This window comes from Pseudomonas sp. MS15a(2019) (assembly GCF_013277805.1).
Lineage (GTDB): Bacteria > Pseudomonadota > Gammaproteobacteria > Pseudomonadales > Pseudomonadaceae > Chryseomonas > Chryseomonas benzopyrenica.
In genome coordinates this window covers 38722-64716 of sequence record NZ_VBTN01000014.1, presented here as the reverse complement: position 1 = coordinate 64716, position 25995 = coordinate 38722, and the positions used below count along the sequence as shown (strand labels likewise).

The following is a 25995-nucleotide window of genomic DNA, read 5'->3' as shown; positions in this document are numbered from 1 at the left end:
TATGAAGAAGTCTGTCTTGGCGGTGGTCGTGGGCATGCTGGCCGTCTCCGGCTGCAGCCTGATCCCCGATTACCAGCGACCCAATGCGCCGGTGGAGAACGCCTGGCCCCATGGCCAGGCCTACGATGCCCTGACGGTCAATCGTGACCAGCAGGCAGCCGACATCGGCTGGCGCGATTTCTATCGCGACCCGGCCCTGCAGCAGCTGATCCAGCTGTCGCTGGACAACAACCGCGACCTGCGTCAGGCCGCGCTGAACGTGCGCCTCTACCAGGCGCAATACCGCGTGCAGCGCGCCGAGCTGTTTCCCGACATCGGCGTCAGCGGCACCGGGACCCGTACCCGGTCACCCGAGGATCTGAGCCAGGTCTCCGCCATCCGCGAACTGCTCGCCGGCAACGGCGCCGATGGCGCGGGGGGTGGCGGCGGTGGCAGCATCAGCAGCCAGTACAGCGTGACCCTGGGTTTCACCTCCTATGAGTTGGACCTGTTCGGGCGCCTGCGCAGCCTCAGCGAGCAGGCGTTGCTCAACTACTTCGCCACCAGCGAAGGACGCCGCAGCACCCAGATCTCGCTGGTCTCGGAAGTAGCCAACGCCTACTACGCCTGGCTCACCGACCAGCGCATGCTGCAACTGACTCGCGAGACCCTCGCCGCCTACCAGCGCTCCTACGACCTGACCCGCCAGACCGTGGAGAACGGCGTGGCCAGCGGCCTGGACCTGCGCCAGTCGCGCACCGCCCTGGAAGGGGCGCGGGCGAATCTGGCGCAGTACACCCGCCAGGTGGCCCAGGATCGCAATGCCCTGGCCCTGCTGCTGGGTACCTCGATCCCGGCGGAGCTGCCGCAGAGCAAGGGGTTGGACGGTACCGATCTGCTCGCCGACCTGCCGGCCAACCTGCCGTCGGATCTCCTGCAGAAGCGTCCGGACATCCTCCAGTCCGAGTTGCAGCTGCGCGCCGCCAACGCCAACATCGGTGCGGCCCGGGCGGCCTTCTTCCCGCGCATCAGCCTGACCGCCCAGGGCGGTACGGCCAGCCGGGACCTGAACGGCCTGTTCGACGCCGGTTCCGGCTACTGGACCTTCTCGCCGAGCATCAACATCCCGATCTTCACGGCCGGCAGCCTCAAGGCCAGCCTGGATGCGGCCAAGATCCAGAAGGACATCAACGTCGCCACCTACGAGAAGTCGATCCAGACTGCCTTCCGCGAGGTGGCCGATGCCCTGGCGGCAAAGGGCACCTACGACGACCAGCTGCAGGCCCAGCAGGACCTGGTGCAGGCCAGCCAGGAGTACTACGACCTGGCCAACCTGCGCTATCGCCAGGGCATCGACAACTACCTCACGGTACTCGACGCCCAGCGCTCGCTGTACAGCGCCCAGCAGCAGCTGATCACCGACAGACTCAACCAGCTCAACAGCGAGGTCACCCTGTACAAGGCCCTCGGTGGCGGCTGGCTGGAACGCAGCCAGACCCGGCCGCCGCTGGCGGCCAAGCCCTGACCCTGGTTTGAAGAGACGCCGGCCCGAGCCGGCGTTTCCTTGTCCGGGGGTCCCCGTCTATCGACGCCGCTGGGGGGCTGGGTATACTGCCCCCTGTCCCTTTCTCTGGAGTTTCTGCATGCGCTATCGCCTGTTGCTCGGCCTGCTCGCCGCCACTGGTCTGACCCTGGCCGGCTGTGCCAGCAGCCCTCAGCAATTGAGTCCGCAACCCCAGATCACCGCGCCCATCGCGCCGGTCGGCCAAGGCCAGCCGGTCTCGGTCCGGGTGGTCGACGGGCGTTCCTCCTTCACCCTGGGCACCCGCGGCGGTCTCTATCCCGACACCAGCGTGGTGGTGGTGCAGACCCAGGACGTGATTCCCAAGCTGCAGGCGGAAGCCGAGAAGGCCGTACGCCAGATGGGCTTCACCCCGTCGCCCAATGCCGGCCCGGGTGCGCCCCAGCTGACCCTGACCCTGGCCGAGCTGAACTACCAGTCGCCCAAGGAGCTGTACGTCACCGCCTCCGACGTCGCCGCGGCCTTCCAGGTGGACGTGCGCAACAGCCAGCGTGGCTACCGCGGCCGCTACGGCGCCAGCCTCAACCAGCGCTTCGGCATGGCACCCAACGCCGAGGCCAACACCAAGCTGGTCAGCGATGTGCTGAGCGATGCCCTGACCCGGGTGTTCAAGGATCCGACCGTGGTGCAGGTGCTCAGCGGTCGCTGAAAACCTACCGCCCACAAAAAAGCCCGGCACTGGCCGGGCTTTTTCGTGGGCTGCTGGCGACTATTCCAGGCCGGCCAGCACGCGGTACTTGTTCAGCACCGGCTGGGCGTACTGGCGCACCAGTTGTGCCCGGTACTCCGCCGGGCATTCGGCCAGGCGTCTTTCCCACTCGGCACGGGCGACCTCGATCTCCTCGGCCGGAAACAGGGCGTCCACGGCGGGCACGGCCAGCTCCGCATCGCGGCCATCCCAGGCGGCATAGGCCAGGTAGCTGGCCGGAAACAGCCGGTAGTTGCCGAGGATCTGCCGGTCCATTTCCTGGGCCAGCGCCTTGGCGTCCTCGAATTCGCCGCTCACCGGCTCGCCAAAGGCCACGTGCACTCGGCCCTTGTAGCCGGTGATGCCCAGGGCGATGCTGACGTCGTCCTCGCCCGGCGCCTTGGTGTAGCTGCCAGTGGTAGCGCGGATGTGCAGTTCGCGGGCCTTGGCCTGGTCGCAGGGATCGAATTCGTAGCTGATGGACACCGGCACGATGTTCAGCGCCTTGACCAGCTCGGCGAAGGGCTCGTCCTTGCAGCTCATGTGGAACATCTTGAGGATGGCCGAATCGGTGCGGTCGTCGCCGTCCTTGGCCCGGCCCTCGGCCTGGGCGATCCAGATGGACTGGCCGTCCTGGCGGATCGAGTGATTGATGTAGGCGGACAGGTTCTGGTACGCCGCCAGCTTTTCGCGGCGACCGCTGATGGAGCGGTGCACGATGAAGCTCTTGTTCAGCCGCATCAGGTCGCTGACGAAGGGCTTCTGCAGCAGGTTGTCGCCGATGGCGATGCGCGGTGTTGGCAGACCGGCGTGGTAGACGGCATAGTTGACGAAGGCCGGGTCCATCACGATGTCGCGGTGGTTGGCCAGGAACAGATAGGCGCGACCACTGCGCAACTGGTCGATGCCCGAGTAGGTGACGCCGTCCGAGGCCTTCCCGATGGCGCGATCCACATAGGGTTCGAGCTTGTCCTGCAGCGCCGCGACGCTCTGGATACCACTCAGTTCCTGGCGCAGGCGGGTGCGCAGCAGGGGGCGCACTACCCAGCCGAGTCCCTTGGACAGGCGCGGGAACCGGTAGCCGGCAAGGATGCCGATGAAGTGGTCGTCGTCGATCAGGCGGGCCAGAACCCCGGGGACTTCCGCGTCGTTATAGGGTCGAATGGCTTCGAACTCGCCCATGGTGTTCTCTTGTAGAAATTCCGGCGGCCATAGTAGTGGGCGTGGCGCCAGATGCAAGCGTCAGGGGCCGGATGGGCGGCAGGTTGGCGGTCAAGGAGTGCAGGCAGATGCTGGAAAGCCAGGAATACGATTGCCCTTATTGCGGCGAACCGGGCGAGGTGGTGCTCGACCTCAGCGGCGGTGACCAGGACTACTACGAGGACTGTGAAGTCTGCTGCCGACCGATCCGCTTCGGCCTGCACACCGATGGCGAGGACTGGAATCTCGAGGTTCGGCGGGAGGACGACTGATGCGCCGCATCTATGAGCCGAGTTCGCTGCACGAAGGCGAATTGCTCCTGGCGGTGCTGGCCAGCGAGGGCATCAGCGGCTTTCTCGCCGGGCGCCATTTGCTCGGTGGCATCGGCGATCTGCCCGCGGTGGGCTTGCTCGGCCTGCTGGTCGAGGACGAAGAGGCGCAGCGCGCGCAGGCGCTGATCGCCGCGTACAATGCCGCCACGCCCCTGCCGGGAGAGGATCCTTCTCCCGAGCAGGGCATCCTCATTTGTTGAAAGGTTTTCATGTCCGGACGCTACGCCCTGTTCCGCTGGCCCGCTGAATTCGCCGGCTTGCCGGGTTTTCCCGACAAGCATCCCCCGCGCTGGAACATCTCGCCCCACCAGCAGGTGCTGCTGCAGCGGCGGACCGCCGAGGGCGAGCGGGTCGACAGCGGTCGCTGGGGGCTGACGCCGCCCTGGCTCACCGATCTGTCCCGCACCCCCACCCATGCCCGCGCCGAAAGCCTGGCCACCCAGCCGATGTTTCGCGAGCCCTTTCGCCTGCGGCGCTGTCTGCTGCCGGCCAACGGCTTCTACGAATGGCGCGGTGGCCACCGCAAGCGGCCCTACTGGATGCTCAATGGCGAACCCGTGGCCTGGTTCGCCGCGCTCTGGGAGGCCTACCCGGCCGGGGATCAGCTCTGGCTGTCGGTGGCCATGGTCACCCAGGCGGCCGGTCCGCTGCGCCGACCGATCCTGCTCGATGCAGCGGGTCGTGCCCTCTGGCAGGATCCGGACAGCACGCCCGAAGCCCTGCAGGAGCTGTTGGCCGCGGGCGGCATGCCGCTGCGCGAGCGGGTCTTGGCCAACATCGTCAACCGGCCCGAGGTGGACGGACCGGAGTGTTTGACGCCCTTGTGACCCGCTAGACCTTGAAGCGCGCCGCCAACTGGCGCTGCCGTTCGGCCAGTTCGCTCAGGTGGCTACCGGCGCGGGTGGCCTGATCAGCCTGGTCGTGTACGCCATTGGCCGCCTGGCCGATGTTGACCACGTTGCGATTGATGTCCTCGGCCACCGCGCTCTGCTCCTCGGCGGCGCTGGCGATCTGCAGATTCATTTCGGTGATCTCGCCCACGGCGGTGAGAATGACCTCCAGGGCTCGGCTGGCCGCCTGGGTCTGTTCCACCTGATTGCTGGTCTGGGCATGGCTGTTCTGCATCAGCGCCACGGTCTCCCGGGTGCCGCTCTGCAGGCGCTGGATCATGCTCTGGATCTCGCCGGTGGCGACCTGGGTCTTTTGCGCCAGGGTGCGCACCTCATCGGCCACCACGGCGAAGCCACGGCCCTGCTCGCCGGCCCGGGCCGCCTCGATGGCCGCGTTGAGCGCCAGCAGATTGGTCTGCTCGGCGATGCCGTTGATGGTGGTGAGGATGGAACCGATGTTCTCGCTGTCATCGGCCACCAGGCGTACCTGGGTCACGGCGCGCTCGATTTCCGCGGCGAGGGTGGCGCAGTCGCTGACATTCTGCCGCACCACACGCTGGCCTTCGCTCACGGCGCTATCGGCCTGGGTGGCCGCCTGGGCGGCGCGTCCGGCATTGCTGGCGACATCCTGGGCGGTGGCGGTCATCTCCTGCATGGCGGTGGCCACCTGGTCGATCTCCTGCAGCTGGCGCTGCACGCCATCGCGGGTGCGCTGGGCGATGTTGGAGGTCTGGGTGGCGGCCGTGTTCACGTCGCTGACCGAATGTACCAGCTGACCGATGAGATGCTGCAGCGAACCGAGGAAGGCATTGAAACCGCTGGCGATGGCACCGAGTTCGTCGCGGCGATTGACCGTCAGCCGCTGGGTCAGGTCCCCATCGCCCTTGGCGATGTCGTCGAGCATGGCCACCATCTGCCGCAGCGGGCGAGCGATGCGCAGGCTGACCAGCCAGAGCAGCAGCAGGCCGCCGCCAGCCACCAGCAGGCCCACCAGCAGCATGCCGGCCATATCAGTACGGCGTTGCTCGCCGAGGGCCTGTTGCAGGAGATGCAGATCGCTGAGCACCGCCGCGCGGGGTAGCTGCAGGATCAACGTCCAGGTGGTGGCATTGTTGCCCAGGCGCAGCGGCAGATACACCTGATAGAGGTCGTGTTGGCTATCGAAGCGGCGGGTCACCCCATCGCCGAGTTGCGCCAGGCCCTGGGCCGCGTCGCCGAGTATCTGCGCGGCCGGCTGACCGAGCGCCTTGGGATCCCGGGTATAGGCCACCAGGGTGCCGCGGTTGGCGATCAGCGCCATGCTGCCCGCGCCCTCGTAGAGACCGGCGTTGGCCTGCTTGAGCTGCTCCTGGATGAAGGCCAGGGACAGGTCGGCGCCGACCACGCCCTTGAAGGCACCCTTGACCAGGATGGGCACGTTGAAGGAGGACATCAGGATCTTCTGTCCATTCATCTCGTAGGGTGCCGGATCGACGATGCAGGGCTTGCGGCTCTGCCGCGGGCAAAGGTAGTACTCACCCTCGCGGACCCCGGTGGGCAGCACCGTCTGGCTTTCCATGGTCGGCCCCAGGGGTTCCACCTTCAGGCCGCCCTCGGGTGTGCGATACCACCAGGGCATGAAGCGACCCGTGGCGTCGTAGCCGGCTTCGCTGCGTCCGGCGTACTGGGCATCCGCGCCGTCGAAGGCATTGGGCTCCCAGCCCACGTAGACGTCGAGCAGTTCGGGATTGTCGAGCAGGGTCTGCTGGAGCAGGTTGTTGAGGCCTTCACGGTCGATCCGCAGGGGCCGTTCGGCGCTGCTGTCGGCCTGGGCATTGAGTTGAGCGATACCGCGGGCGACCGTGAGCGGCAGATCCAGCTTCTGCATCAGGCTGCCGGCAATCGCCTGGGCCTGGGCATCCAACCGGGCCTGGGCAGCACGCTCGGCAAGCTGGGCGGTATGGGTGTCGACCAGGCTTTGGGTGCGCATGCCGGCAAAGAGCACATAACCGACGAGCGCCATGACCACGGCCAGGATGCAGCTCCCCGAGAGCAGCGTGATGGTCGTACGGACTGAGCGAAAAGACATCGACAACACTCCAGTGCTTGGGTGGCGCGAGGTTATCGGCAGTGCACCGCGCTACCTTTAGGTTTTAGCGGCGCATCGGTGCCGACGAATCCCTCCCCAAGCAGAGAGGAGGGGCACGCAGCTAGCCTTGCTAGACGCGGAAGCGTCCCGCCAGCTGGCGTTGCTGCTCGGCCAGTTCGCGCAGTTGCTGGCCGGCGCGGGAGGCGCTGTCGGCTTCGCCGTGGACCGCCTGGGCGCTCTGGCCGATATTGACCACGTTGCGATTGATGTCCTCGGCCACCGCGCTCTGCTCCTCGGCGGCGCTGGCGATCTGCAGATTCATGCTGGTGATTTCGCTCACCGCCGCCAGGATGGTGTCCAGAGCGCGCCGGGTGGCCTCGGTCTGGGCGACCTGGGTGCTGGTCTGGGCGCCGCTGGCCTGCATCACCGTCACCGCCTCGCGGGTGCCCTGCTGCAGGCGCTGAATCATGCTCTGGATCTCGCCGGTGGCGACCTGGGTCTTTTGCGCCAGGTTGCGCACCTCGTCGGCCACCACGGCGAAGCCACGGCCCTGTTCGCCGGCGCGGGCCGCCTCGATGGCGGCGTTGAGCGCCAGCAGGTTGGTCTGCTCGGCGATGCCGTTGATGGTGGTGAGGATGGAGCCGATGTTCTCGCTGTCCTCGGCGACCCGGCGCACCTGCTCCACCGCACGCTCGATCTCCTCGGCGAGGGCGGCGCTGCTGGCGACGTTCTGCTGCACCAGGCGCTGACCTTCGTTGACCGCGCCGTCCGCCTCGGTGGCGGCGCGTGCCGCGCGACCGGCATTGCCGGCCACGTCCTGGGCGGTAGCGGTCATCTCCTGCATGGCGGTGGCCAGCTGGTCGATCTCCTGCAGCTGGCGCTCCACGCCATCGCGGGTGCGCTGGGCGATATGGGAGGTGTGCTCGGCCGCTGTGGCCACCTCGCCCACCGAGCGGATCAACTGGCCGATGAGGCCCTGCAGCGAGGCCAGGAAGCGGTTGAAGCCGCCGGCCATGGCGCCGACCTCGTCGCGGCGCTCGGTGGCGAGGCGCTGGGTCAGGTCGCCGTCGCCCTGGCCGATGGCGTCGAGCATGGCGACCATCTGCCGCAGCGGCCGGGCGATGCGCAGGCTGATCAGCCAGAGCACCAGCAGGCCGGCACCGGCGACCGCCAGGCCCACCAGCAGCATGCCGACCACATCCTGGTGGCGTTGGCTGCCCAGGGTGTCCTTGAGGCTATAGAGATCGGCCAGCACGGCTTCGCGGGGCAATTCGACGATCAGCGTCCAGACCTGGCGGTCGTCGCCGGCGAAACGCAACGGCAGATAGACCTGGTAGCGCTGGCTCTGGGCGTCGAAACGGCGGGTGACGCCTTCGCCCAGGTCCTTGAGCCCGGCCAGCGTCGCGCCCAGCACTGGTTCGGCCGGCTTGCCCAGTTGGCTGGCGTCGGCGGTGTAGGCGACCAGGGTGCCCCGCCCGGCGACCAGGGCCATGCGGCCCACGCCACCATAGAGGCGGCCATTGGCCTTGACCAACTGGCGCTGGATGAAGTCCAGCGGTACGTCGGCGCCGACCACGCCCTTGAAGGCGCCACCGACCAGGATGGGCACGTTGAAGGAAGCGATCAGCACCTGCTGCTCGTTGACCGTGTCGGGCATGGGGTCGAGCACGCAGGTGGTGCGAGTTTCCCGTGGACAGAGGTAGTACTCGCCTTCGCGCACGCCCGAGGGCAGGCGGGTCTGGCTTTCCACGGTCTCGCCAATCGGCTCCACCGTGACGTCGCCGTCGAGGGTCTTGTGCCACCAGGGGGTGAAGCGGCCCTGCTCATCGTAGCCGGCCGCGGCGTCACCGCGATGGCGCTCGTCCTGGCCATCGATGGCATTGGGTTCCCAGACGGTATAGAGGCTGAGCAGGCCGGGCTGGCGCTTGAGGGTCTGGCCCAAGAGCCGGACCAGACTCTGGCGATCCAGGTCGACCTGCTGGTCGCCACCGCTGCCCATGGCCACGTTGAGCTGCGCCAGTTGATTGGCCAGTTGCAGGGGAACGTCCAGTTGGCGCTGCAGCTGGTTGCCCACGGCTTCGGCTTCCGCGGTCAGCTGGGCCTCTGCGGCAGTGGCGGCCAGGGCCTCGGTATGGGTATCGACCAGCGTGCGGGTGCGCTGACCCGCGAGCAGGGTATAGGCGATCAAGGCGATCACCACCACCAGGATGCAGGCGCCGGCCAGCAGGGTGATGGAGGTGCGGATGGATCTGGAACTCATCGGGGACTCCGGAGGGCATTCAATGCCGTGGCTATCGGCGGCGCTGACGATCCATTGAGGCCTCCGGTCGCCTGCGCACGAACGTTGCCGGGCGCGACGCCCCTCTCTATGCTGTATCCGCCTCGATACCTGGAGATTCCCATGCGCCGTATCCTTCCCCTCGCAGGCCTGTCCTTGAGCCTGCTACTGGTCGCCTGCCAGACCGTCAACACCACCTCGGGTGGCGCGGTCGGGGTGCAGCGCAAGCAGTACATGTTCAGCATGCTGTCCGAGCAGCAGGTCAACCAGATGTACGCCCAGTCCTATGCCAAGACGGTCAGCGAAGCCAAGGCCGCCGGCAAGCTGGCCAATGACAGCGCCGACGGCAAGCGCGTCGCCGCCATCGCCAAGCGCCTGATCCCGCAGACCGCGGCCTTCCGCCCGGACGCGGTGAACTGGGACTGGCAGGTCAACCTGGTGCAGAGCGACGAGCTCAACGCCAATTGCGGTCCGGGCGGCAAGATCTTCGTCTACAGCGGCCTGATCGATCAGCTCAAGCTGACCGACGACGAGCTGGCCGCGGTGATGGGCCACGAGATCGCCCACGCCCTGCGCGAGCACAGCCGCGAGCAGATGTCGCGGGCCTATGCCATCCAGATGGGCGAGAACCTTGGCGGGGCCCTGCTGGGCGTTGGCCAGGGCGGCATGCAACTGGCCGACCAGGTGTCCCAGGTGGCCCTGACCCTGCCGTTCAGCCGTGGCAACGAGAACGAGGCCGACCTCATCGGCCTGGAGCTCTCGGCGCGCGCCGGCTACAACCCCAATGCCGCCATTACCCTCTGGCAAAAGATGGCCCAGGCCAGCCAGGGCAAGCAGCCGGCGGAATTCCTCAGCACCCACCCCTCCGACGCCAACCGCACCAAGGCGCTGCAGGCGGCGATTCCCAAGGTGATGCCGTTGTATGAGGCGGCGAAGAAGGGGTGAGGTTTTGGGTTGGGAGAGGAGGTTTCCCTCACCCCAACCCTCTCCCAGGGGGAGAGGGGGCGGCTCTGGCGCCGAGGTATAGCCGTAGGTTGGGCTGAGCGCAGCGAAGCCCGACAGGGCTCGGTGTCGCTACCGTCGCCGGGCGCTGTAGACCTTGAAGCCGTCCCGCTCGGCCAGGGTGCGGCAGTTGCCGAAGGCCGCCTCGATCAGCGGCGGATAGCGCAGGAAGCTGTTGGCCACCAGGCGCAGTTCGCCACCGGGCCGGAGATGGCGCACCGCCTCGGCCAGCAGGGTTTCGGTGGTGCGATAGTCGGTCTTCACACCGCTGTGGAAGGGCGGATTGCTGACGATGGCGGCAAGGCCCGTGGGCGCCGCGGCGATGCCGTCGCCGGCGATCACCGTTCCGGCGAGACCATTGGCCGCCAGGGTCTGGCGACTGCTGGCCACGGCGAAGGCGTCCACGTCCAGCAGATGCAGGGTGCTGGCGGGATAGCGGCGAGCCAGGGCGGCGCCGACCACGCCGGCGCCGCAACCGAAGTCCAGCACCGCGCCCTCGGGCAGGCCGTCGAGCTGGTCCAGCAAGAGCGCCGTGCCCACGTCCAGCCGGCCATGGCTGAAGACGCCCGGCAGACTGAGAATGTCCAGGTTCACCCCAGCCCGCTCCAGCCGCTGGCGTTGCAGCCAGGCATCGGGGCGCGGATCGGCTTCGGTGTGCGGTCCCTGCACCACCCACAGCTGGCAATGGCGGGCACTGTCGAGCTTGCTGGCCTTACCGAAGGCACCCAGCTGGCGCGCGGCGCGTTCGATGCCGGCCTTCTTTTCGCCGACCAGATAGAGGCTGCCCTCGGCGGGCAGGCAGCGAGTCAGGGCGGTGAGCAGGAAGTCGGTGGCCTCGCGGGACTTGGGCAGAAACAGCACGGCATTGGCGAAGTCGTCCGGGGGTGGTTCGATGCCTAGATGAGAGCGTCCCGGATAGCGCCGGGCCAGTTGCTCGGCCTCGCCGGCGTGCCAACTCCAGCCACTGGCCGCGGGCAGGGCGCCAAGCAGGTCGTCAGCCGGTAGCCCCGCCAGCAGCAAGGGGCCGCCGAAGCGCTCGGGGTGACGGAGGAGGACTTCGCAGCGCGGATCCATGGGGCTACCTGGCGAAAAAAGCGCGAACTTTAGCAGACCACTCGCTGCGGTGTGCCGGCGAAATGGCCTTCGGCATTGGCGGCGAGCTGGCCGATGATCCGCTGGCGCGCTTCACGACTGCCCCAGGCGTTGTGCGGGGTAACGATCAGTCGCGGAATGTCGCCGGCCAGCAGCGGATTGCCGTCGCGCGGGGGTTCCACGCTGAGCACGTCGGTGGCGGCGCCGGCCAGGTGGCCGCGTCTCAGGCAGTCGGCCAGGGCCTGTTCGTCGACGATGCCGCCGCGGGCGGTGTTGACCAGGAAGGCCGTGGGCTTCATCGCCGCCAGTTCCGCTGCGCCGATCAGGCCGCGGGTCTGTTCGGTCAGCGGGCAGTGCATCGTCAGGGCATCCACCTGGGGCAGGAGCTCGGCCAGCGGCAGGCTGCCCGGGCGGGCCGGACGGCCGGGCAACTGACCCACCAGGGTCTGCATGCCGAAGGCTTCGGCCAGGCGCCTGACCGCGCTGCCCAATTCGCCCAGGCCGAGCAGGCCAAGGGTCTTGCCCTCCAGCTCGACGATGGGGTGATCGAGCAGACAGAACTGGCTGGCGGTCTGCCAGCGCCCGGCGCGGATATCCGCCTGGTAATCCGGTAGCCGCGTGGCCAGGGCCAGCAGCAGGGTCAGGGTGTGCTGGGCGACCGAGGCGGTCCCATAGCCCTGGCAGTTGCAGACCCGCACGCCCTGGGCGCGGGCGGCGTCCAGGTCGATGTTGTTGGTACCAGTGGCGCTGACCAGCACCAGTTTCAATTCCGGGCAGGCGCCCAGGGTCTGGGCGTCCAGCACCACCTTGTTGACGATGGCGACCTGGGCGCCGGCCAGGCGCGCGGCGACCTCGTCCGGCGCGCTCGCCGGATGCAACTCCAGTTCGTCGAACACCGCGCGCAAGGGCGCCGGGTCCAGATCGCCCAGGTCGAGAGAGGCATAGTCGAGGAACACGGCGCGAGCGGGCATGACGACTCCAGCGGAGAAGGGAAGGAGGCCCGAGCCTAGCAGCCGCGGGTCGTCCAGGAAAACCGCCCGGTTGTGGCTGGAGTATGCTGGGGGGATGAATTATCTCGCTCATCTGCACCTGGGCGGCCCCAGCCGCGAAGACCGTCTCGGCAGCCTCTATGGCGATTTCGTCAAGGGCTCGGCGGACGCCTGGCCGACCGGGATCGCCGCCGGCATCCGTCTGCATCGGCGCATCGACGTCTATACCGACGACCACCCCCTGGTGATCCGGGCCAAGACGCGGCTGCCCGCAGCGCGGCGGCGAGTGGCCGGGCTGCTGGTGGATGTCTTCTTCGATCACTGCCTGGCACGCCTCTGGCACGACTACACCGAGCAGCCACTGCCGGGCTTCGTCGCGGACTGCTACCAGACCCTGCTGGACGAACCGGAACTGCCGCCGCGGCTGGCCCGCATCGCACCCCTGATGGCACGCCAGGACTGGCTGGGCAGCTACACGGACTTCGCCGTGCTGGAGCGAGTGGTGGAGGGCATGGCGCGACGGCTGTCGCGCCCGGAACTGCTGGCCGGCGCCTTCGCCGAGCTGGACGCCGCCTATGACGGCCTGCTGCAAGACTTTCGCGACTTCTATCCGCAGCTGCAGGCCTTTGCCGCCGCCGAACGGGCCGCGCGCGGTTCCAGCTGAATCCCGAGGCGGGCGGCGATGGCCGCCTGGCATTCACCCGCCAGCACCTGGCGCGGCCGGCCCTGGGGCAGGATGGGCGGCAGCAGTTCGATCCTCAGGGTGGTGCCGCCGTTGTCCAGCAGGCGCAGCAGATGGCTCACCAGGTCGTCGTCACCGATGAAGGCCGCGGCCCGGTCAGGCTCGCCGTGGCGCCAGTAGCTGAGCGCCACGGGTTGCAGCGGGGTGCCGGTGGCGATGGCCGGACTCAGCAGCCGGCCGTGAAAGGTGCGCAGCCCGCTGCCGTCGGTGGTGGTGCCCTCGGGAAAGAGCGCCAGCGACAGGCCCTGGGTCAGGCGCGTGGTCAGGGCCTCGCCCAGGGCATCGCCGCGCTCGGCGCCACGGCGGATGAACAGGGTACCGGCCTGGCGCGTCAGCCAGCCGGCGAAGGGCCAGTGGGCCACCTCTGCCTTGGACAGGAAACTCAGCGGCCGCAGACTGCCCAGGGCGACGATATCCAGCCAGGACACGTGATTGGCCAGCCAGAGATGGGTGCCGCGCGGTACCTCGCCGCTGACCTCCAGCCGCAATCGCAGCGCCCGAGTCAGCACCTGGAAAAAACGCTGCGTCAGCCGTTGCCGCAGCACCGGGCAGGGCCGGCGACTCGGCACCACCGCCAACGTCACCGTCAGGGCGAACAGTGCCCCGAGCAGCAGCGCGGCCAGCACTGGCAGCAGTCGCCAGACGCGACGCAGTCGCCTCATACCGCGGCCTTGAAGTGGCGGGCATAGCGCGGGCAGAGGTCTTCGCGCTTGAGCAGGATGAAGACGTCGGCCACGCCGAATTCCGGATCCCAGCAGGGCGCGCCGCAGACCTGGGCACCTAGGCGTAGATAGGCCTTGAGCAGGGGTGGCAGCTGCACCACCAGGTTGTCCGGCACGGCGACGAAGGGCAGCGGCCGCCGCGGCGTGGCGCGGATCGCTGGGATGCGTTCGTCCCGCGCCGCCTGGCGCAGCAGGGCGGCCGCCTGCAGGCCGCCGTCGGCCATGGGCACGCTGGCGCAGCCCATGAGGTAGTGGTAGTCGCCGCAGGCCATGATCTCGGCCAGTTCCGCCCACAACAGGGCGATGGCCGCGCCGGTGCGATGCCCGGGCGCCACGCAGGTGCGGCCGATTTCCAGCAGCGGGCCCTGCAGCGTGTCCAGACCCTCCAGCTGGAATTCGCTCTCGCTGTAGAGACTGCCCAGCCGCTCGCGCCGACGGCCGTCGAGCAGCCGGGTGGTAGCGATCAGCTCGCCGCTGCGCAGGTCGCGCACGCCCAGGTGCAGGCAGTGGGCGTCGTAGGGGTCCTGGTCGAGGTTATCGGCGAAATGCACGCCGTAGGTACTGCCGAAGACCGCGGCTCGCAGGCGCTGGGCGGCGCGGATATCTGCAGCGGTCGACAGGCGTTCGGCGCGCAACGCGGGCGGTGCGGACACTGGAATCGGCATGGCAGGGCTCCGGCAGTGGGTATGCAGCAAACCCTAGGTAGCCGGGATGACAGCCCCGTGAAGCGGCCGTGGCGATTGCGTGACGGGCGGTCGCGCACCGTTGCAGGGGCGCCCTCCAGATGCCTCCGGGCGCCAGGGGACTGACCGAACGCATTCGCAATTGCTAAGTTGGACGCGTAGACTGATGCGTCATCCTAAATTTTTCCCAGCATGAAGGTTCTGGCCATGCAGATCGCGGCGAACACGGCAGTATCCATCGACTACACCCTGACCAACGACGCCGGCGAAGTCATCGACAGCTCCGCTGGTGGTGCTCCGCTGGTGTACCTGCAAGGCGCAGGCAACATCATTCCGGGTCTGGAGCGTGCTCTGTCCGGCAAGCAGGCCGGTGACGAGCTGAAAGTGGCCATCGAGCCGGAAGACGCCTATGGCGAATACACGCCCGAACTGGTTGCCACCCTGGGCAAGGAAATGTTCGAAGGCGTGGACGAGCTGGAAGTGGGCATGCAGTTCCACGCGTCCGGCCCGGACGGCGCCATGCAGATCGTCACCGTGCGTGACATCGACGGCGACCAGGTCACCGTCGACGGCAACCATCCCCTGGCCGGCCAGCGCCTGAACTTCGATGTGAAGGTGGTCAATGTGCGTGCCGCCAGCGATGAAGAAATCGCCCATGGTCATATCCATGGCGAAGGCGGTCACCAGCACTAAGCCTGGCGACAGCTTTACACGACGCCCGTGTCCGGCCTTGCCGGCGCGGGCGTCGTCGTTTGTGGAGTCCGTGCGGGGAGCGCCCTCACCCCAACCCTCTCCCAGGGGGAGAGGGGGCTTGTTTGGCGGTGTGGGCGGAGCGCGCCGTAGGTTGGGTTGAAGCGGCTCCATCGCCGAAGCCCAACAGCCAGAAACCATGGTATCCGGCGTGGTGGTCCGGAGTTGTTGGGCTTCGCTGCGCTCAACCCAACCTACGCGCAGGATAGCCGTAGGTTGGGTTGAGGCGGCCTTATCGCCGAAGCCCAACAGCTGGAAACCATGGTATCCGGCGTGATGGTCCGGAGTTGTTGGGCTTCGCTGCGCTCAACCCAACCTACGCGGAAGATAGCCGTAGGTTGGGTTGAGGCGGCTGTATCGCCGAAGCCCAACAATCGGGAGTCGCTGTCGGGATAGGGTGTGTTGGGACGTCCGGCAAGCAGGGCTCAGGAGCGCACCACCAGCGCCTTGTTGCCTTCCTCACGCACCCAGAACAGCGTCGCCCCGGCCACGGCGGCGGGCATGAACAGGGCGTTCAGGCCGGGCACCAGCAGCGCCAGGTAGGTCACCCCGCCAAAGCCCAGGCAGCGCAGGCGGCGGGTGCGCAGCCAGGCGAGCATGCTGCGGAAATCCAGTTTGTGGTTGTCGGCGGGAAAGTCGATGTACTGCACCGCCATCATCCAGACGCCGAACAGGATCCACAGCGGTGCGGCGATCAGGTTGAGACCGGGGATGAAGGTCAGCACCAGCAGGCCCAGGGCGCGTGGCAGGTAGTAGCCCAGCTTGCGCAGTTCACGCTGCAAGGTGCGCGGCACCATGGTGACCAGCTCGGTGAGATTGAAGGATGGGAAATCATCCTGCCCGCGCACCAGCACCTCGACCTTTTCCGCAAGAAAGCCGTTGAAGGGCGCCGCGACCAGGTTGGCCAGCATCGTGAAGGTGAAGAAGATGATCGCCAGCAACAAGAGCACGAACAGCGGCCAGAGTAGCCATTCGACGAAGCCGGCCCAGGCGGGCAGGCTCGGCATCAGTTGGTCCAGCCAGCCTTCGAAGCCCCGTACGGCGAAGGTGAGGATGGCGGCGTAGAGCAGCAGATTGATGGTGAGCGGGATGACCACGAAACGGCGCATGCCGGGGCGGGTCACCAGGCGCAGGCCTTCGGCGAAGTAGGCGGAGCCGGACAGGGGAGCAACAGCCATGAACATTCCTGACAGGTGGCGGGAAGGCACAGCTTACCTCAGGGCGCCATTGGCGAAGCGGTCGACATAGGCGCACCCTATGGTCTGGATTTAGAATGCTCGCTTCTATGGAAGGGCCATGCCCGTTAGGCTGAGCCCATCCTTGGACCCGGTGTCCGCCCGTCGACACCGGTCGCGCCCTCGCCAGGAGCGATGGGCGCTCGCGGAACGGCTCCGCACGCACACCGGCCGGTGCGCCCCAACGGCGCGCGGGCCACTTTACTCTTAGGTCTGCCGGAGACCCCGGCAGGGAGAATGTCATGTCTGAAGCCAGCATCACGCGCCATTCGCGCCTCATCATTCTCGGTTCCGGTCCGGCCGGTTACACGGCCGCGGTCTATGCCGCCCGGGCCAACCTCAAGCCGCTGCTGATCACCGGCATGCAGATGGGCGGCCAGCTGACCACCACCACCGAGGTCGACAACTGGCCTGGCGATCCCCATGACCTGACCGGTCCAGCACTGATGGAGCGGATGCGCGAGCACGCCGAGCGCTTCGAGACCGAGATCGTCTTCGATCACATCAACGCCGTGGACTTCGGTGGCAAGCCCTACACCCTCAAGGGTGACAGCGCCACCTACACCTGCGACGCCCTGATCATCGCCACCGGTGCCAGCGCCCGCTACCTGGGTCTGGCCAGCGAAGAAGCCTTCATGGGCAAGGGCGTGTCCGCCTGTGCCACCTGCGACGGTTTCTTCTATCGCAACCGTGAGGTGGCGGTGGTCGGCGGCGGCAATACCGCGGTCGAGGAAGCTCTGTATCTGGCCAACATCGCTAGCAAGGTGACCCTGATCCACCGCCGCGAGACCTTCCGCGCCGAGAAGATCCTGCAGGACAAGCTGCGCGCCCGGGTCGCCGAAGGCAAGATGGTGCTCAAGCTCAATGCCAGCGTCGACGAGGTGCTGGGTGACAACATGGGCGTCACTGGAGTGCGTCTGAAGAACAACGACGGCAGCACCGAGGAGTTGCAGGTGGCCGGTCTGTTCGTCGCCATCGGCCACACGCCCAACACCGCGCTGTTCGAAGGCCAGCTGGACAGCCACGACGGCTACCTGGTGGTGAAGGGTGGTCGCGAGGCCAATGCCACCGCCACCAACGTCCCGGGCGTGTTCGCCGCCGGTGACGTGGCCGACCACACCTACCGCCAGGCGATCACCTCGGCCGGTGCCGGTTGCATGGCCGCCCTGGACGCCGAGCGCTACCTGGATGGCTTGGGCGATCTGCAGGTCCTGTAAGCGCCTGATTGTCGCCTGACAACGAAAAACCCCGGCACTGGCCGGGGTTTTTTCGTTTCCGGGGTCTTCCGTCCGGCGTGCGCCAGGGTCCGGCTTGGCTGCCTTGACGACCCTGCTGGAAATGCAACGAGCCCCGGCCGATTGGTCGGGGCTCGTTTTTTGGGGTTTCCCTCACCCCGGCCCTCTCCCTGGGGGGAGAGGGGGAGGCGTGCCTCTTACTTGCCGTACACCGGCAGGCGGGCGCAGACGGCCTTGACCTTCTCGCGCACGGCATCGATCACCGACTCGTCGCCCATGTTGCCGAGGATGTCGCAGATCCAGCCGGCCAGCTCGCGGCACTCGGCTTCCTGGAAGCCACGGGTGGTGACGGCCGGGGTGCCGATGCGCAGGCCGGAGGTGACGAAGGGCGAGCGCGGATCGTTCGGCACCGAGTTCTTGTTCACGGTGATGAAGGCGCGACCCAGGGCGGCGTCCGCGTCCTTGCCGGTGATTTCCTGCTTGATCAGGCTGAGCAGGAACAGGTGGTTGTCGGTGCCACCGGAGACCACGTCGAAGCCGCGCTCGATGAACACGCTGGCCATGGCCTGGGCGTTCTTGATCACCTGCTGCTGATAGGTCTTGAACTCGGGCTGCAGGGCTTCCTTGAAGCACACCGCCTTGCCGGCGATGACGTGCATCAGCGGACCGCCCTGGGCGCCGGGGAAGACCGCCGAGTTGAGCTTCTTCTCGATGGCTTCGTTGGCCTTGGCCAGGATCAGGCCGCCGCGCGGGCCGCGCAGGGTCTTGTGGGTGGTGCTGGTGACCACGTCGGCGAAGGGCACCGGATTGGGGTAGACACCGGCGGCGACCAGGCCGGCGAAGTGGGCCATGTCGACGAACAGGTAGGCACCCACGGCATCGGCGATGGCGCGGAAGCGGGCGAAATCCAGCACCTGGGAGTAGGCGGAGTAACCGGCGACGATGACCTTGGGTTTGTGCTCCTGGGCCAGGCGCTCGACCTCGGCGTAGTCGATCAGGCCTTGCTCGTCGATGCCGTACTGGACGGCGTTGTACAGCTTGCCTGACGAGGACACGGTGGCGCCGTGGGTCAGGTGGCCGCCGTGAGCCAGGCTCATGCCGAGAATGGTGTCGCCGGCTTCGATCAGCGCCAGGTACACGGCCGAGTTGGCCTGGGAGCCGGAATGCGGCTGGACGTTGGCGTAGTCGGCGCCAAACAGCTGCTTGGCGCGGTCGATGGCCAGTTGCTCGACCACGTCGACGTATTCGCAACCGCCATAGTAGCGCTTGTGGGGATAGCCTTCGGCGTACTTGTTGGTCAGCACGCTACCCTGGGCTTCCATGACCGCCGGGCTGGTGTAGTTTTCCGAAGCGATCAGCTCGATGTGATCTTCCTGACGCTGGGCTTCCTGCTGCATGGCGGCATACAGGTCGGCGTCGAAGCGGGCGAGGGTGGTTTCACGGCTGAACATGGCGGCAGGGTCCCCTGAGGCATGGCGAAGAGCGAACCCGGTTGGGCTCGTGAGGGGCAACATTCTACCCCATCGCGGGAACTCTGAGGTATGAGCGCCAGTCATGCGGTGGCGCCACCGGTCTCATGTCAGCACGGGAAACAGACCCTGACGTTCCAGGCGCTGGCGCAGCAGGTCCGGCGGCAAGGGGCGATCGAAGAGGAAGCCCTGGACCTCGTCGCAGCCGTGGGTGCAGAGGAAGTCCAGCTGCTCCTGCTCTTCCACCCCTTCGGCGATCACCGAGAGGTTGAGGCTGTGGGCCATGGCGATGATGGCCCGGGCGATCTGGGCATCCTGCTCGCCGTGGGGCAGGCCGTCGACGAAGCTGCGGTCGATCTTGAGGATGTCGATGGGGAACTGCTTGAGGTAGTTGAGCGACGAGTAGCCGGTACCGAAGTCGTCCACCGCGATGCACAGCCCCAGGCCCTTGAGTTCGCCCAGCAGTTGCAGGGCTTCGCCGACGTCGCGCATCAGGATGCTCTCGGTCAGTTCCACTTCCAGGCAGGCCGGTGCCAGACCGGTCTCGGCGAGGATGGCGGCGATGCGCTGGCCGAGCTGGCCATCGCTGAACTGGCGGGCGGAGAGGTTCACCGAGACCTTGGGGATGCGCACCTTGGCGGCGTGCCATTCGCGCATCTGCCGGCAGGCCTCGCGGATCACCCAGTCGCCCACCTGGACCACCAGGCCGATCTCCTCCAGCACCGGGATGAACTCCGCCGGCGAGACGTGGCCGCGCACCGGGTGCTCCCAGCGCAGCAGGGCCTCGACCCCGGTCAGGCGGCGGGTGTCGCAGCGATACTGCGGCTGGTAGTGCAGGCGGAACTCCCCCTGCAGGAGGGCATGGCGCAGATCGGCTTCCAGTTCCAGGCGTTCCAGCGCGCGGGCGTTCATCTCGGCCTGGTAGAACTGGAAGTTGTTCTTGCCCATCTCCTTGGCGTGGTACATGGCCGTGTCGGCGTTCTTCATCAGCTGGCTGAGCTCGCTACCGTCCTGGGGCGACAGGGCGATACCGATGCTGGCGGAGACGAAGAATTCGCGGCCTTCGAGGATGAAGGCTTCGGCCAGCTGGGTAAGGATCAGCTCGCCGACGCGGATCGCCTGGGCCAGGGCGGCCTCGCGGGTTTCCAGGCCGGAAAGCAGCAGGGTGAATTCGTCGCCCCCCATGCGCGCCACGCTGTCTTCGGTGCCGACGCAGGCGGTCAGGCGCATGGCCACCTCCTTGAGCAGGCGGTCGCCGGCGGCGTGGCCGAGGCTGTCGTTGATCGGCTTGAAGCGGTCGAGGTCGAGGAACATCAGCACCACCCAGCTGCCGTTGTGGCGGCTCTGCTGCAGGGCGTTGTGCAGGCGATCCTGGAACAGGGTGCGGTTGGGCAGCAGGGTCAGGGCGTCGTAGTAGGCCAGGCGGTGGATGCGTCTTTCGCTGGCCTTGCGCTCGCTGATGTCGACGAAGAAGCAGACATAGCTCATCAGGTCGCCGTCGTCGTCGCGGATGGCAGTGATGCCGACCCAGGAGGGGTAGGGCTCGTTGTCGTGCCGGCGCTGCCAGAGTTCGCCTTCCCAGCTCTCCTCGGTGCGCAGCTGCTGCATCACGTGCTGCAGCTGGTTGGCTTCCTGCTTGTCGGCGCAAAGCATCATCGGTTGCTGGTCGAACACCTCTTCGGGGCTGAAGCCGGTGATGCGGGTGAAGGTGCGGTTGACCCGCACGATGTAGCCCGCCGGGTCGGTGACCAGGATGGCGCCGGCCGAGTGGTCGAACACCGTGGCCGCCATGCGCATGTCCTTGTCCGTGCGGCGCTGGGCGGAGATGTCGCGGCAGATGCCGAGCAGGCCGGCGAAGCGCTCGTGGTCGTCCCACAGCGGCTTGAGGCGCAGCTCGATCTGCAGGGTATGCCCCTGGGCGTGCAGGCAGTCCAGCACCAGGGGCGCGAAGTGCTCACGGCGCAACTCGGCCAGGGCGCGTGGATTGTCGAGGCTGCGCAGCAGCCGTTGCAGGGTGCGCCGGACCTCCTGCCACTGGCGCGAGTGCACCACCAGTTCGGCCAGGGTGCGCTGTTGCAGCTCACCGACGGGATAGCCGAGCAATTCCTCCACCGAGGGACTGATGTAGTTGAGCACCAGCTGGGCGTCGGTGGTGAAGATGACGTCGCTGATGCTTTCCGCCAGCTGCCGGTAGCGATTCTCGCTTTCGCGCAGGCGCTCGCTGGCCCGCACCATATCGGTGACATCCAGGGCCAGCCCGACCACGCTCGCCGCGGTGCCGTCCGCCGCACGGGCAAGGCGCTGCTCGCGCACGTCGAACCAGCGCCAACCGCCGTTGCGGTGCTGCCAGCGCAAGAGACTGCTGCTGGGCTGGTCGGAGAGCGTCGGGCGCATGCTCACCACCCGCTCGTGCAGTTCGAGGTCATCCGGGTGCAGGCGCGCGCGACCGAGGCTGGCAAAGGCCTCCGGCGGATAGCCGAGCTTGAGGGCCAGTGAACGACTTTCGTAGGTCAGTTCGCCGCTGGCCACGTCATAGGTGTAGAGGGTGTCGGGGATGGCGCTGATCAGATTCGACCAGAAACTGTCGCGCTCGAGCAGGCGCAATTCGCCCAGCTTGCGCTGGGTGATGTCGTTGAGGCTGAGCAGGGTCGCGTCGAGGTGCCTGGGGTCGGCTGGCAGGTGCATGGTCAGCCAGAGGTGCCGTTCGCCCTCGGCGGTGCTGATGCAGGTCTCGAGTTCCAGTACCTGCTGGCCGGAGAGCAGGCCGGCCAGCAGGCGGTAGCGCTTGCCACCGAGCTGGACGTGGGAGTCACCTACCAGCCGCGCCCAGGCCTGGTCGAGGTGCTCGATGCCGAGCATTTCCAGGGCGCGCTGGTTGATCTCGGTGATGCGTACCTGGCGACCCAGGGTATCCAGCACATCGGGCTGGCGGGCGAACAACTCCGCCAGTTGCTCGGGGCGCTCCAGCCCCAGGTCGCGCATGCGGGGCCAGATGGCGCTCAGATCGACCACGCAGATGCCGGTGTGCACCCCGTTGAAGATGTTCTCATAGCGCTGACGGGTGGTCTGGATGGTGTCCAGGTTGCGCTGCTGGTCGGTGACGTCGCGCAGCACCCAGACGAAACCGTCCTGGGTCTGGGTACGGTCACGCAGGACCCGGGCGCTGGGCTGGCTGTCCGCCAGGGCATGGCAACTGACCGTGAAACGGCGTGGCTGCCCCTCCACCGTCAGGCTGATCAGGGCACCACTGTCCCGCTCGGCGGGCGTCAGGGCAACCAACGGGGGTAACAGACTGGCAAGGAAATACTGCTGGGCGTCGTCGGGGGCGATGCCCAGCAGACGGCCGGCCGTGGCGTTGACATGGACCAGGCGGCCATCGGCCTGGGTCATGCAGACGGCTTCCTCGATGCCGTTCAGGGCGGTGCCCGCCAGGCGCAAGCCACGCCGCGAGGCGAGGGTGAGGGCACGCAGGCCCTGTTCTTCGCGCAGCAGCAGGTAGAGCAGGATGGCGGCCACCAGGCCGGACAGGCTGAACAGCGCCAGGCGGCCGAAGGAGGCGCCCAGCAACGTGGCGCCCACGTCTTCGCCGGGATGGGTACCCACCACCTGCCAGTTGCTGTAGGCCAGCTCCTGGCGGACCTCGTCGATGCCGCTCGCCGCCGGGGTCGCGCCGACGCGGAACAGCAGGGTGCCCTGGGTGCGATCCTCCAGGCGCCAGTCGAGGCCCGATGGCACCCGGCTCGGCCGCCACAGGGATTCGAGCAGGGGCGCGCTGGTCAGCACCCACCAGCCGTCCTGCAATTGAGGATCGCCGGCCAGCAGCACATAGAGGGGCGCGGCGCTGGCCTCGGCGTTGTAGCCGTAGCGGAAGTCGGCCTGACCGCTGCGGGCGATCAGTTGCTGGATGAAGGCGGCGTCTGGCGTATCACCCAGGCGCGCGGCGCGCAGGTTGGCATTGGCCGGCAGCCAGCGCACCTGTTGCAGGCCGGGAAAGAAGTCCTTGAGACTGAGCAGCAGATTGGGCGCCAGCGGCAGGGTTGGATCCAGCGACCAGCGCAGGGTGCTGCGCACGGCCTGGGCCTTGAGCGCCAGCCCGAATTCGACGGTGTTGGCCAGTTGCCGGGTCAGGCCTTCCAGCTGTTCGCGACGCAGGGCCTCGCGCTCGGCCACGCTGGCGAAGGCCTGCCAGAACATCAGGGCCAGCATGGCCAGCAGCGAAAGGATCAGCAGACCGCGGGTCAGGCGTCGCGAGGAGGGGGCGAGCGGCTCTTCCGGCAGCGAGGAGGGCGGGCTATTCACGACGGACTGCGTTCCTGCAGAGGCGATGGCCGTTCGGCTGCGCCCGGTTCCGCGGGGCAGGGATGGCCTATGATAAGGGACCGGACGGTGTCTCCGCCGGTTTTTTCCGCGTGATCAGCGTCGGCGCTTTCGTCGCGCGGGGTTTCGACAGCGTTCGCTGCTGACGCCATACTGTGTCCCCTGTTTTTCATTCCGGTCCCAAGGTTCTCCCATGGCTCAATACGTCTACACCATGCACCGGGTCGGCAAGGTCGTGCCGCCCAAGCGTGAAATCCTCAAGAACATCTCCCTGTCGTTCTTTCCCGGCGCCAAGATCGGCGTGCTCGGTCTGAACGGCGCGGGCAAGTCGACGCTGCTGCGCATCATGGCCGGCGTCGATACCGAGATCGAAGGTGAAGCGCGGCCGATGCCCGGTATCAATGTGGGTTATCTGCCGCAGGAACCGAAACTTGATCCCGAGCAGACGGTTCGTGAGGTGGTCGAGGAAGCGGTCGGTCAGATCAAGCAGGCCCAGGCCCGCCTGGACGAGGTCTATGCCGCCTACGCCGAGCCGGATGCCGACTTCGACGCCCTGGCCGCCGAGCAGGCCAAGCTGGAAGCCATCCTCCAGGCCGCCGACGGCCACAACCTGGAGCGCCAGCTGGAAGTCGCCGCCGACGCCCTGCGCCTGCCGGCCTGGGACGCCAAGGTCGGTGTGCTCTCCGGTGGCGAGAAGCGCCGCGTGGCGCTGTGCCGCCTGCTGCTGTCGGCCCCCGACATGCTGCTGCTGGACGAACCCACCAACCACCTGGACGCCGACTCGGTGGCCTGGCTGGAGCATTTCCTCCACGACTTCCCCGGCACCGTGGTGGCCATCACCCACGACCGCTACTTCCTCGACAACGTCGCCGGCTGGATCCTGGAACTGGACCGCGGCCAGGGCATCCCCTTCGAGGGCAACTACTCCGGCTGGCTGGAATCCAAGGCCGCGCGCCTGACCCAGGAAGCCAAACAGGAAGCCGCCCACGCCAAGGCCATGAAGGCCGAACTGGAATGGGTACGCTCCGGTGCCAAGGCCCGCCAGTCCAAGTCCAAGGCCCGGCTGCAGCGCTTCGAGGAAATGCAGTCCCAGGAATTCCAGAAGCGCAGCGAGACCAACGAGATCTACATCCCCGCCGGCCAGCGCCTGGGCGACAAGGTCATCGAGTTCAAGAATGTCAGCAAGGGCTATGGTGATCGCCTGCTGATCGACGACCTGAGCTTCGTGGTGCCCAAGGGCGCCATCGTCGGCGTCATCGGCGGCAACGGCGCCGGCAAGTCGACCCTGTTCCGCATGATCATGGGCAAGGAGCAGCCGGACGCGGGCAGCATCGAGATCGGCGATACCGTGCAACTGGCCAGCGTCGACCAGAGCCGCGAGAACCTGTCCGACACCAAGACCGTCTGGGAGCAGGTCTCCGACGGCTCCGACGTGATCAAGATCGGCAACTACGAGGTGCCCTCGCGCAGCTACGTGGGGCGCTTCAACTTCAAGGGCGCCGACCAGCAGAAGTTCGTCAAGGACCTCTCCGGCGGTGAGCGCGGGCGTCTGCACCTGGCGCTGACCCTCAAGCAGGGCGGCAACGTGCTGCTGCTGGACGAACCCTCCAACGACCTGGACGTGGAAACCCTGCGGGCCCTGGAAGACGCCCTGCTGGACTTCCCCGGCGCGGCCATCGTGATCTCCCACGACCGCTGGTTCCTCGACCGTATCGCCACCCACATCCTCTCCTACGAGGATGATTCCAACGTGGTGTTCTTCGAAGGCAACTACACCGAGTACGAAGCCGATCGCAAGAAGCGCCTGGGTGAGGCCGCGGCCCAGCCCAAGCGGGTGAAGTACAAGAAGCTGGCGTAAGCGTCCGCCGAAACGCCGCTGGGGAAACCCAGCGGCGTTTTCTTTTGTCTCGTTGCTGCGGGAGGCCTGAACGTTGTTTTCAGTGCCGTCAGCCTCACGCCCAACCCCTGATGGAGAAAACCCGATGCTGTCTAGCCGTTCCCGCCTGTCGCTGCTGCTGCTCACCGCGGCCCTGGCCACCCCCGCCCTGGCCGACGAGGTCCAGGTGGCCGTGGCCGCCAATTTCAGCGCGCCGCTCAAGGGCATCGGCGAGCAGTTCACCCGGGACACCGGTCATCAGCTGGTGATTTCCAGCGGCGCCACCGGCCAGCTCTATACCCAGATAAGGAACGGCGCGCCCTTCGCGGTCTTTCTCTCTGCCGATGACACCACTCCGGCCAAGCTGGAAAACGAGGGCGCGGCGGTCAAGGGCTCGCGCTTCACCTATGCCATCGGCACCTTGGCGCTCTGGTCGCCCAAGCCTGGCTATGTGGACGGCGAGGGCGCGGTACTCAAGCAGAACGCCTTCACCCACCTGGCCGTGGCCAATCCCAAGACCGCGCCCTATGGCCTGGCCGCCACCCAGGTGCTGGCCAAGCTGGGCCTGACCGAGGCGGTGGCGGCCAAGCGGGTGGAAGGCCAGAACATCACCCAGACCTACCAGTTCGTCGCCACCGGCAATGCCGAGCTGGGCTTCGTCGCCCTGTCGCAGATCTACCAGGACGGCAAGATCAAGGAAGGCTCGGCCTGGATCGTGCCGGCCGCGCTCTATGAGCCGATCCGCCAAGACGCCGTATTGCTGGACAAGGGCCAGGACCAGCCAGCGGCCAAGGCGCTGTTGGCCTATCTCAAGGGACCCCAGGCGGCCGCGGTGCTCAAGGCCTACGGCTATCGGCAGTGATTTC

General features: G+C 67.3%; 21 protein-coding genes. 11 read left to right on the top strand and 10 right to left on the bottom strand.

All coding sequences use genetic code 11. From position 1 onward, the window contains the following. Position 1: 1 nt before the first annotated feature. Both adeC and FEZ61_RS20265 read left to right on the top strand, forming a co-directional pair. Positions 2 to 1504 (top strand): AdeC/AdeK/OprM family multidrug efflux complex outer membrane factor, encoded by a 1503-nt coding sequence (adeC, locus tag FEZ61_RS20270; protein ID WP_064307488.1) that lies wholly within the window; start codon positions 2 to 4, stop codon positions 1502 to 1504. Positions 1505 to 1622: 118 nt separating this feature from the next. Further along, positions 1623 to 2210 (top strand): YajG family lipoprotein, encoded by a 588-nt coding sequence (locus tag FEZ61_RS20265; protein ID WP_007161696.1) that lies wholly within the window; start codon positions 1623 to 1625, stop codon positions 2208 to 2210. A gap of 60 nt (positions 2211 to 2270) precedes the next feature. Here the strand turns inward: FEZ61_RS20265 and FEZ61_RS20260 are convergent, their stop codons facing one another. Beyond that, positions 2271 to 3431 (bottom strand): 1-acyl-sn-glycerol-3-phosphate acyltransferase, encoded by a 1161-nt coding sequence (locus tag FEZ61_RS20260; protein ID WP_173150220.1) that lies wholly within the window; start codon positions 3429 to 3431, stop codon positions 2271 to 2273. 107 nt (positions 3432 to 3538) lie between these two features. On the opposite strand from FEZ61_RS20260, the gene FEZ61_RS20255 reads away from it, so the two are divergent. The 3 genes from FEZ61_RS20255 to FEZ61_RS20245 are packed head-to-tail and all read left to right on the top strand — an operon-like array spanning position 3539 to position 4608. After that, positions 3539 to 3721: a CPXCG motif-containing cysteine-rich protein gene (locus tag FEZ61_RS20255; RefSeq protein WP_017639858.1), complete on the top strand. Its 183-nt coding sequence runs from the start codon at positions 3539 to 3541 to the stop codon at positions 3719 to 3721. Continuing rightward, positions 3721 to 3981, top strand: coding sequence for a DUF2007 domain-containing protein (locus tag FEZ61_RS20250; RefSeq protein WP_173150218.1), 261 nt, complete (start codon positions 3721 to 3723; stop codon positions 3979 to 3981). The genes FEZ61_RS20255 and FEZ61_RS20250 overlap by 1 nt, the downstream gene beginning before the upstream one ends. 9 nt (positions 3982 to 3990) lie before the next feature. Then, the gene (locus tag FEZ61_RS20245) at positions 3991 to 4608 is read left to right on the top strand and encodes an SOS response-associated peptidase (protein WP_173150216.1); all 618 of its coding nucleotides are present in this window, start codon (positions 3991 to 3993) and stop codon (positions 4606 to 4608) included. 4 nt (positions 4609 to 4612) lie between these two features. Here FEZ61_RS20245 and FEZ61_RS20240 read toward each other — a convergent pair whose 3' ends face one another. Together FEZ61_RS20240 and FEZ61_RS20235 are read right to left on the bottom strand one after the other, a co-directional pair. Then, a complete protein-coding gene (locus FEZ61_RS20240; protein ID WP_173150214.1) occupies positions 4613 to 6739 on the bottom strand; it encodes a methyl-accepting chemotaxis protein in 2127 nt (708 codons plus the stop codon). Between the two features lie 130 nt (positions 6740 to 6869). Then, the gene (locus FEZ61_RS20235) at positions 6870 to 8999 is read right to left on the bottom strand and encodes a methyl-accepting chemotaxis protein (protein ID WP_173150212.1); all 2130 of its coding nucleotides are present in this window, start codon (positions 8997 to 8999) and stop codon (positions 6870 to 6872) included. A gap of 141 nt (positions 9000 to 9140) precedes the next feature. Here FEZ61_RS20235 and FEZ61_RS20230 point away from each other — a divergent pair, with 141 nt between their 5' ends. Beyond that, positions 9141 to 9962, top strand: a complete 822-nt coding sequence (locus tag FEZ61_RS20230; RefSeq protein ID WP_017639853.1) for a M48 family metallopeptidase — start codon at positions 9141 to 9143, stop codon at positions 9960 to 9962. 129 nt (positions 9963 to 10091) lie between these two features. Here FEZ61_RS20230 and FEZ61_RS20225 read toward each other — a convergent pair whose 3' ends face one another. Beyond that, on the bottom strand, positions 10092 to 11093 hold the full coding sequence (locus FEZ61_RS20225) for a class I SAM-dependent methyltransferase (RefSeq protein WP_173150210.1): 1002 nt from the start codon (positions 11091 to 11093) through the stop codon (positions 10092 to 10094). 29 nt (positions 11094 to 11122) lie between these two features. Further along, the gene (locus FEZ61_RS20220) at positions 11123 to 12082 is read right to left on the bottom strand and encodes a 2-hydroxyacid dehydrogenase (protein ID WP_173150208.1); all 960 of its coding nucleotides are present in this window, start codon (positions 12080 to 12082) and stop codon (positions 11123 to 11125) included. A 94-nt stretch (positions 12083 to 12176) separates the two neighbouring features. On the opposite strand from FEZ61_RS20220, the gene FEZ61_RS20215 reads away from it, so the two are divergent. After that, on the top strand, positions 12177 to 12764 hold the full coding sequence (locus FEZ61_RS20215) for an ACP phosphodiesterase (RefSeq protein ID WP_064307496.1): 588 nt from the start codon (positions 12177 to 12179) through the stop codon (positions 12762 to 12764). On the opposite strand, the gene FEZ61_RS20210 is transcribed toward FEZ61_RS20215, so the two are convergent. Then, entirely contained in the window at positions 12707 to 13504 is a 798-nt protein-coding gene (locus FEZ61_RS20210; RefSeq protein WP_173150206.1) for a lysophospholipid acyltransferase family protein, read from the bottom strand. The two genes, FEZ61_RS20215 and FEZ61_RS20210, sit on opposite strands and share 58 nt — an antisense overlap. Continuing rightward, entirely contained in the window at positions 13501 to 14229 is a 729-nt protein-coding gene (locus FEZ61_RS20205) for a GNAT family N-acyltransferase (RefSeq protein ID WP_017639848.1), read from the bottom strand. Before FEZ61_RS20205 ends, FEZ61_RS20210 begins: the two co-directional genes overlap by 4 nt. A gap of 225 nt (positions 14230 to 14454) precedes the next feature. Here FEZ61_RS20205 and FEZ61_RS20200 point away from each other — a divergent pair, with 225 nt between their 5' ends. Continuing rightward, complete coding sequence (locus tag FEZ61_RS20200) at positions 14455 to 14940, top strand: peptidylprolyl isomerase (protein ID WP_017639847.1); 486 nt, start codon at positions 14455 to 14457, stop codon at positions 14938 to 14940. 482 nt (positions 14941 to 15422) lie between these two features. Here FEZ61_RS20200 and cysZ read toward each other — a convergent pair whose 3' ends face one another. Beyond that, positions 15423 to 16175 carry a sulfate transporter CysZ gene (gene cysZ / locus FEZ61_RS20195; RefSeq protein ID WP_017639068.1) on the bottom strand — a complete coding sequence of 251 codons (753 nt, stop codon included), beginning with the start codon at positions 16173 to 16175 and terminating at the stop codon, positions 15423 to 15425. 299 nt (positions 16176 to 16474) lie between these two features. Here cysZ and trxB point away from each other — a divergent pair, with 299 nt between their 5' ends. After that, positions 16475 to 17449 carry a thioredoxin-disulfide reductase gene (gene trxB, locus FEZ61_RS20190; protein ID WP_017639069.1) on the top strand — a complete coding sequence of 325 codons (975 nt, stop codon included), beginning with the start codon at positions 16475 to 16477 and terminating at the stop codon, positions 17447 to 17449. 215 nt (positions 17450 to 17664) lie between these two features. On the opposite strand, the gene glyA is transcribed toward trxB, so the two are convergent. Both glyA and FEZ61_RS20180 read right to left on the bottom strand, forming a co-directional pair. Beyond that, positions 17665 to 18918, bottom strand: coding sequence for a serine hydroxymethyltransferase (gene glyA, locus FEZ61_RS20185; protein WP_017639070.1), 1254 nt, complete (start codon positions 18916 to 18918; stop codon positions 17665 to 17667). A gap of 123 nt (positions 18919 to 19041) precedes the next feature. Beyond that, complete coding sequence (locus FEZ61_RS20180) at positions 19042 to 23235, bottom strand: EAL domain-containing protein (protein ID WP_017639071.1); 4194 nt, start codon at positions 23233 to 23235, stop codon at positions 19042 to 19044. A gap of 211 nt (positions 23236 to 23446) precedes the next feature. Here FEZ61_RS20180 and ettA point away from each other — a divergent pair, with 211 nt between their 5' ends. Continuing rightward, positions 23447 to 25111, top strand: coding sequence for an energy-dependent translational throttle protein EttA (ettA, locus tag FEZ61_RS20175; protein ID WP_017639072.1), 1665 nt, complete (start codon positions 23447 to 23449; stop codon positions 25109 to 25111). 124 nt (positions 25112 to 25235) lie between these two features. Beyond that, positions 25236 to 25991, top strand: a complete 756-nt coding sequence (gene modA / locus FEZ61_RS20170) for a molybdate ABC transporter substrate-binding protein (RefSeq protein ID WP_173150204.1) — start codon at positions 25236 to 25238, stop codon at positions 25989 to 25991. The last annotated feature ends 4 nt before the right edge of the window (positions 25992 to 25995 follow it).

What these genes read in the sequence shown, in the direction of transcription:
- adeC (WP_064307488.1), top strand. Translation starts at nt 2, where the DNA reads ATGAAGAAGTCTGTCTTGGCGGTGGTCGTGGGCATGCTGGCCGTCTCC.
- FEZ61_RS20265 (WP_007161696.1), top strand. Translation starts at nt 1,623, where the DNA reads ATGCGCTATCGCCTGTTGCTCGGCCTGCTCGCCGCCACTGGTCTGACC.
- FEZ61_RS20260 (WP_173150220.1), bottom strand. Translation starts at nt 3,431, where the DNA reads ATGGGCGAGTTCGAAGCCATTCGACCCTATAACGACGCGGAAGTCCCC.
- FEZ61_RS20255 (WP_017639858.1), top strand. Translation starts at nt 3,539, where the DNA reads ATGCTGGAAAGCCAGGAATACGATTGCCCTTATTGCGGCGAACCGGGC.
- FEZ61_RS20250 (WP_173150218.1), top strand. Translation starts at nt 3,721, where the DNA reads ATGCGCCGCATCTATGAGCCGAGTTCGCTGCACGAAGGCGAATTGCTC.
- FEZ61_RS20245 (WP_173150216.1), top strand. Translation starts at nt 3,991, where the DNA reads ATGTCCGGACGCTACGCCCTGTTCCGCTGGCCCGCTGAATTCGCCGGC.
- FEZ61_RS20240 (WP_173150214.1), bottom strand. Translation starts at nt 6,739, where the DNA reads ATGTCTTTTCGCTCAGTCCGTACGACCATCACGCTGCTCTCGGGGAGC.
- FEZ61_RS20235 (WP_173150212.1), bottom strand. Translation starts at nt 8,999, where the DNA reads ATGAGTTCCAGATCCATCCGCACCTCCATCACCCTGCTGGCCGGCGCC.
- FEZ61_RS20230 (WP_017639853.1), top strand. Translation starts at nt 9,141, where the DNA reads ATGCGCCGTATCCTTCCCCTCGCAGGCCTGTCCTTGAGCCTGCTACTG.
- FEZ61_RS20225 (WP_173150210.1), bottom strand. Translation starts at nt 11,093, where the DNA reads ATGGATCCGCGCTGCGAAGTCCTCCTCCGTCACCCCGAGCGCTTCGGC.
- FEZ61_RS20220 (WP_173150208.1), bottom strand. Translation starts at nt 12,082, where the DNA reads ATGCCCGCTCGCGCCGTGTTCCTCGACTATGCCTCTCTCGACCTGGGC.
- FEZ61_RS20215 (WP_064307496.1), top strand. Translation starts at nt 12,177, where the DNA reads ATGAATTATCTCGCTCATCTGCACCTGGGCGGCCCCAGCCGCGAAGAC.
- FEZ61_RS20210 (WP_173150206.1), bottom strand. Translation starts at nt 13,504, where the DNA reads ATGAGGCGACTGCGTCGCGTCTGGCGACTGCTGCCAGTGCTGGCCGCG.
- FEZ61_RS20205 (WP_017639848.1), bottom strand. Translation starts at nt 14,229, where the DNA reads ATGCCGATTCCAGTGTCCGCACCGCCCGCGTTGCGCGCCGAACGCCTG.
- FEZ61_RS20200 (WP_017639847.1), top strand. Translation starts at nt 14,455, where the DNA reads ATGCAGATCGCGGCGAACACGGCAGTATCCATCGACTACACCCTGACC.
- cysZ (WP_017639068.1), bottom strand. Translation starts at nt 16,175, where the DNA reads ATGGCTGTTGCTCCCCTGTCCGGCTCCGCCTACTTCGCCGAAGGCCTG.
- trxB (WP_017639069.1), top strand. Translation starts at nt 16,475, where the DNA reads ATGTCTGAAGCCAGCATCACGCGCCATTCGCGCCTCATCATTCTCGGT.
- glyA (WP_017639070.1), bottom strand. Translation starts at nt 18,918, where the DNA reads ATGTTCAGCCGTGAAACCACCCTCGCCCGCTTCGACGCCGACCTGTAT.
- ettA (WP_017639072.1), top strand. Translation starts at nt 23,447, where the DNA reads ATGGCTCAATACGTCTACACCATGCACCGGGTCGGCAAGGTCGTGCCG.
- modA (WP_173150204.1), top strand. Translation starts at nt 25,236, where the DNA reads ATGCTGTCTAGCCGTTCCCGCCTGTCGCTGCTGCTGCTCACCGCGGCC.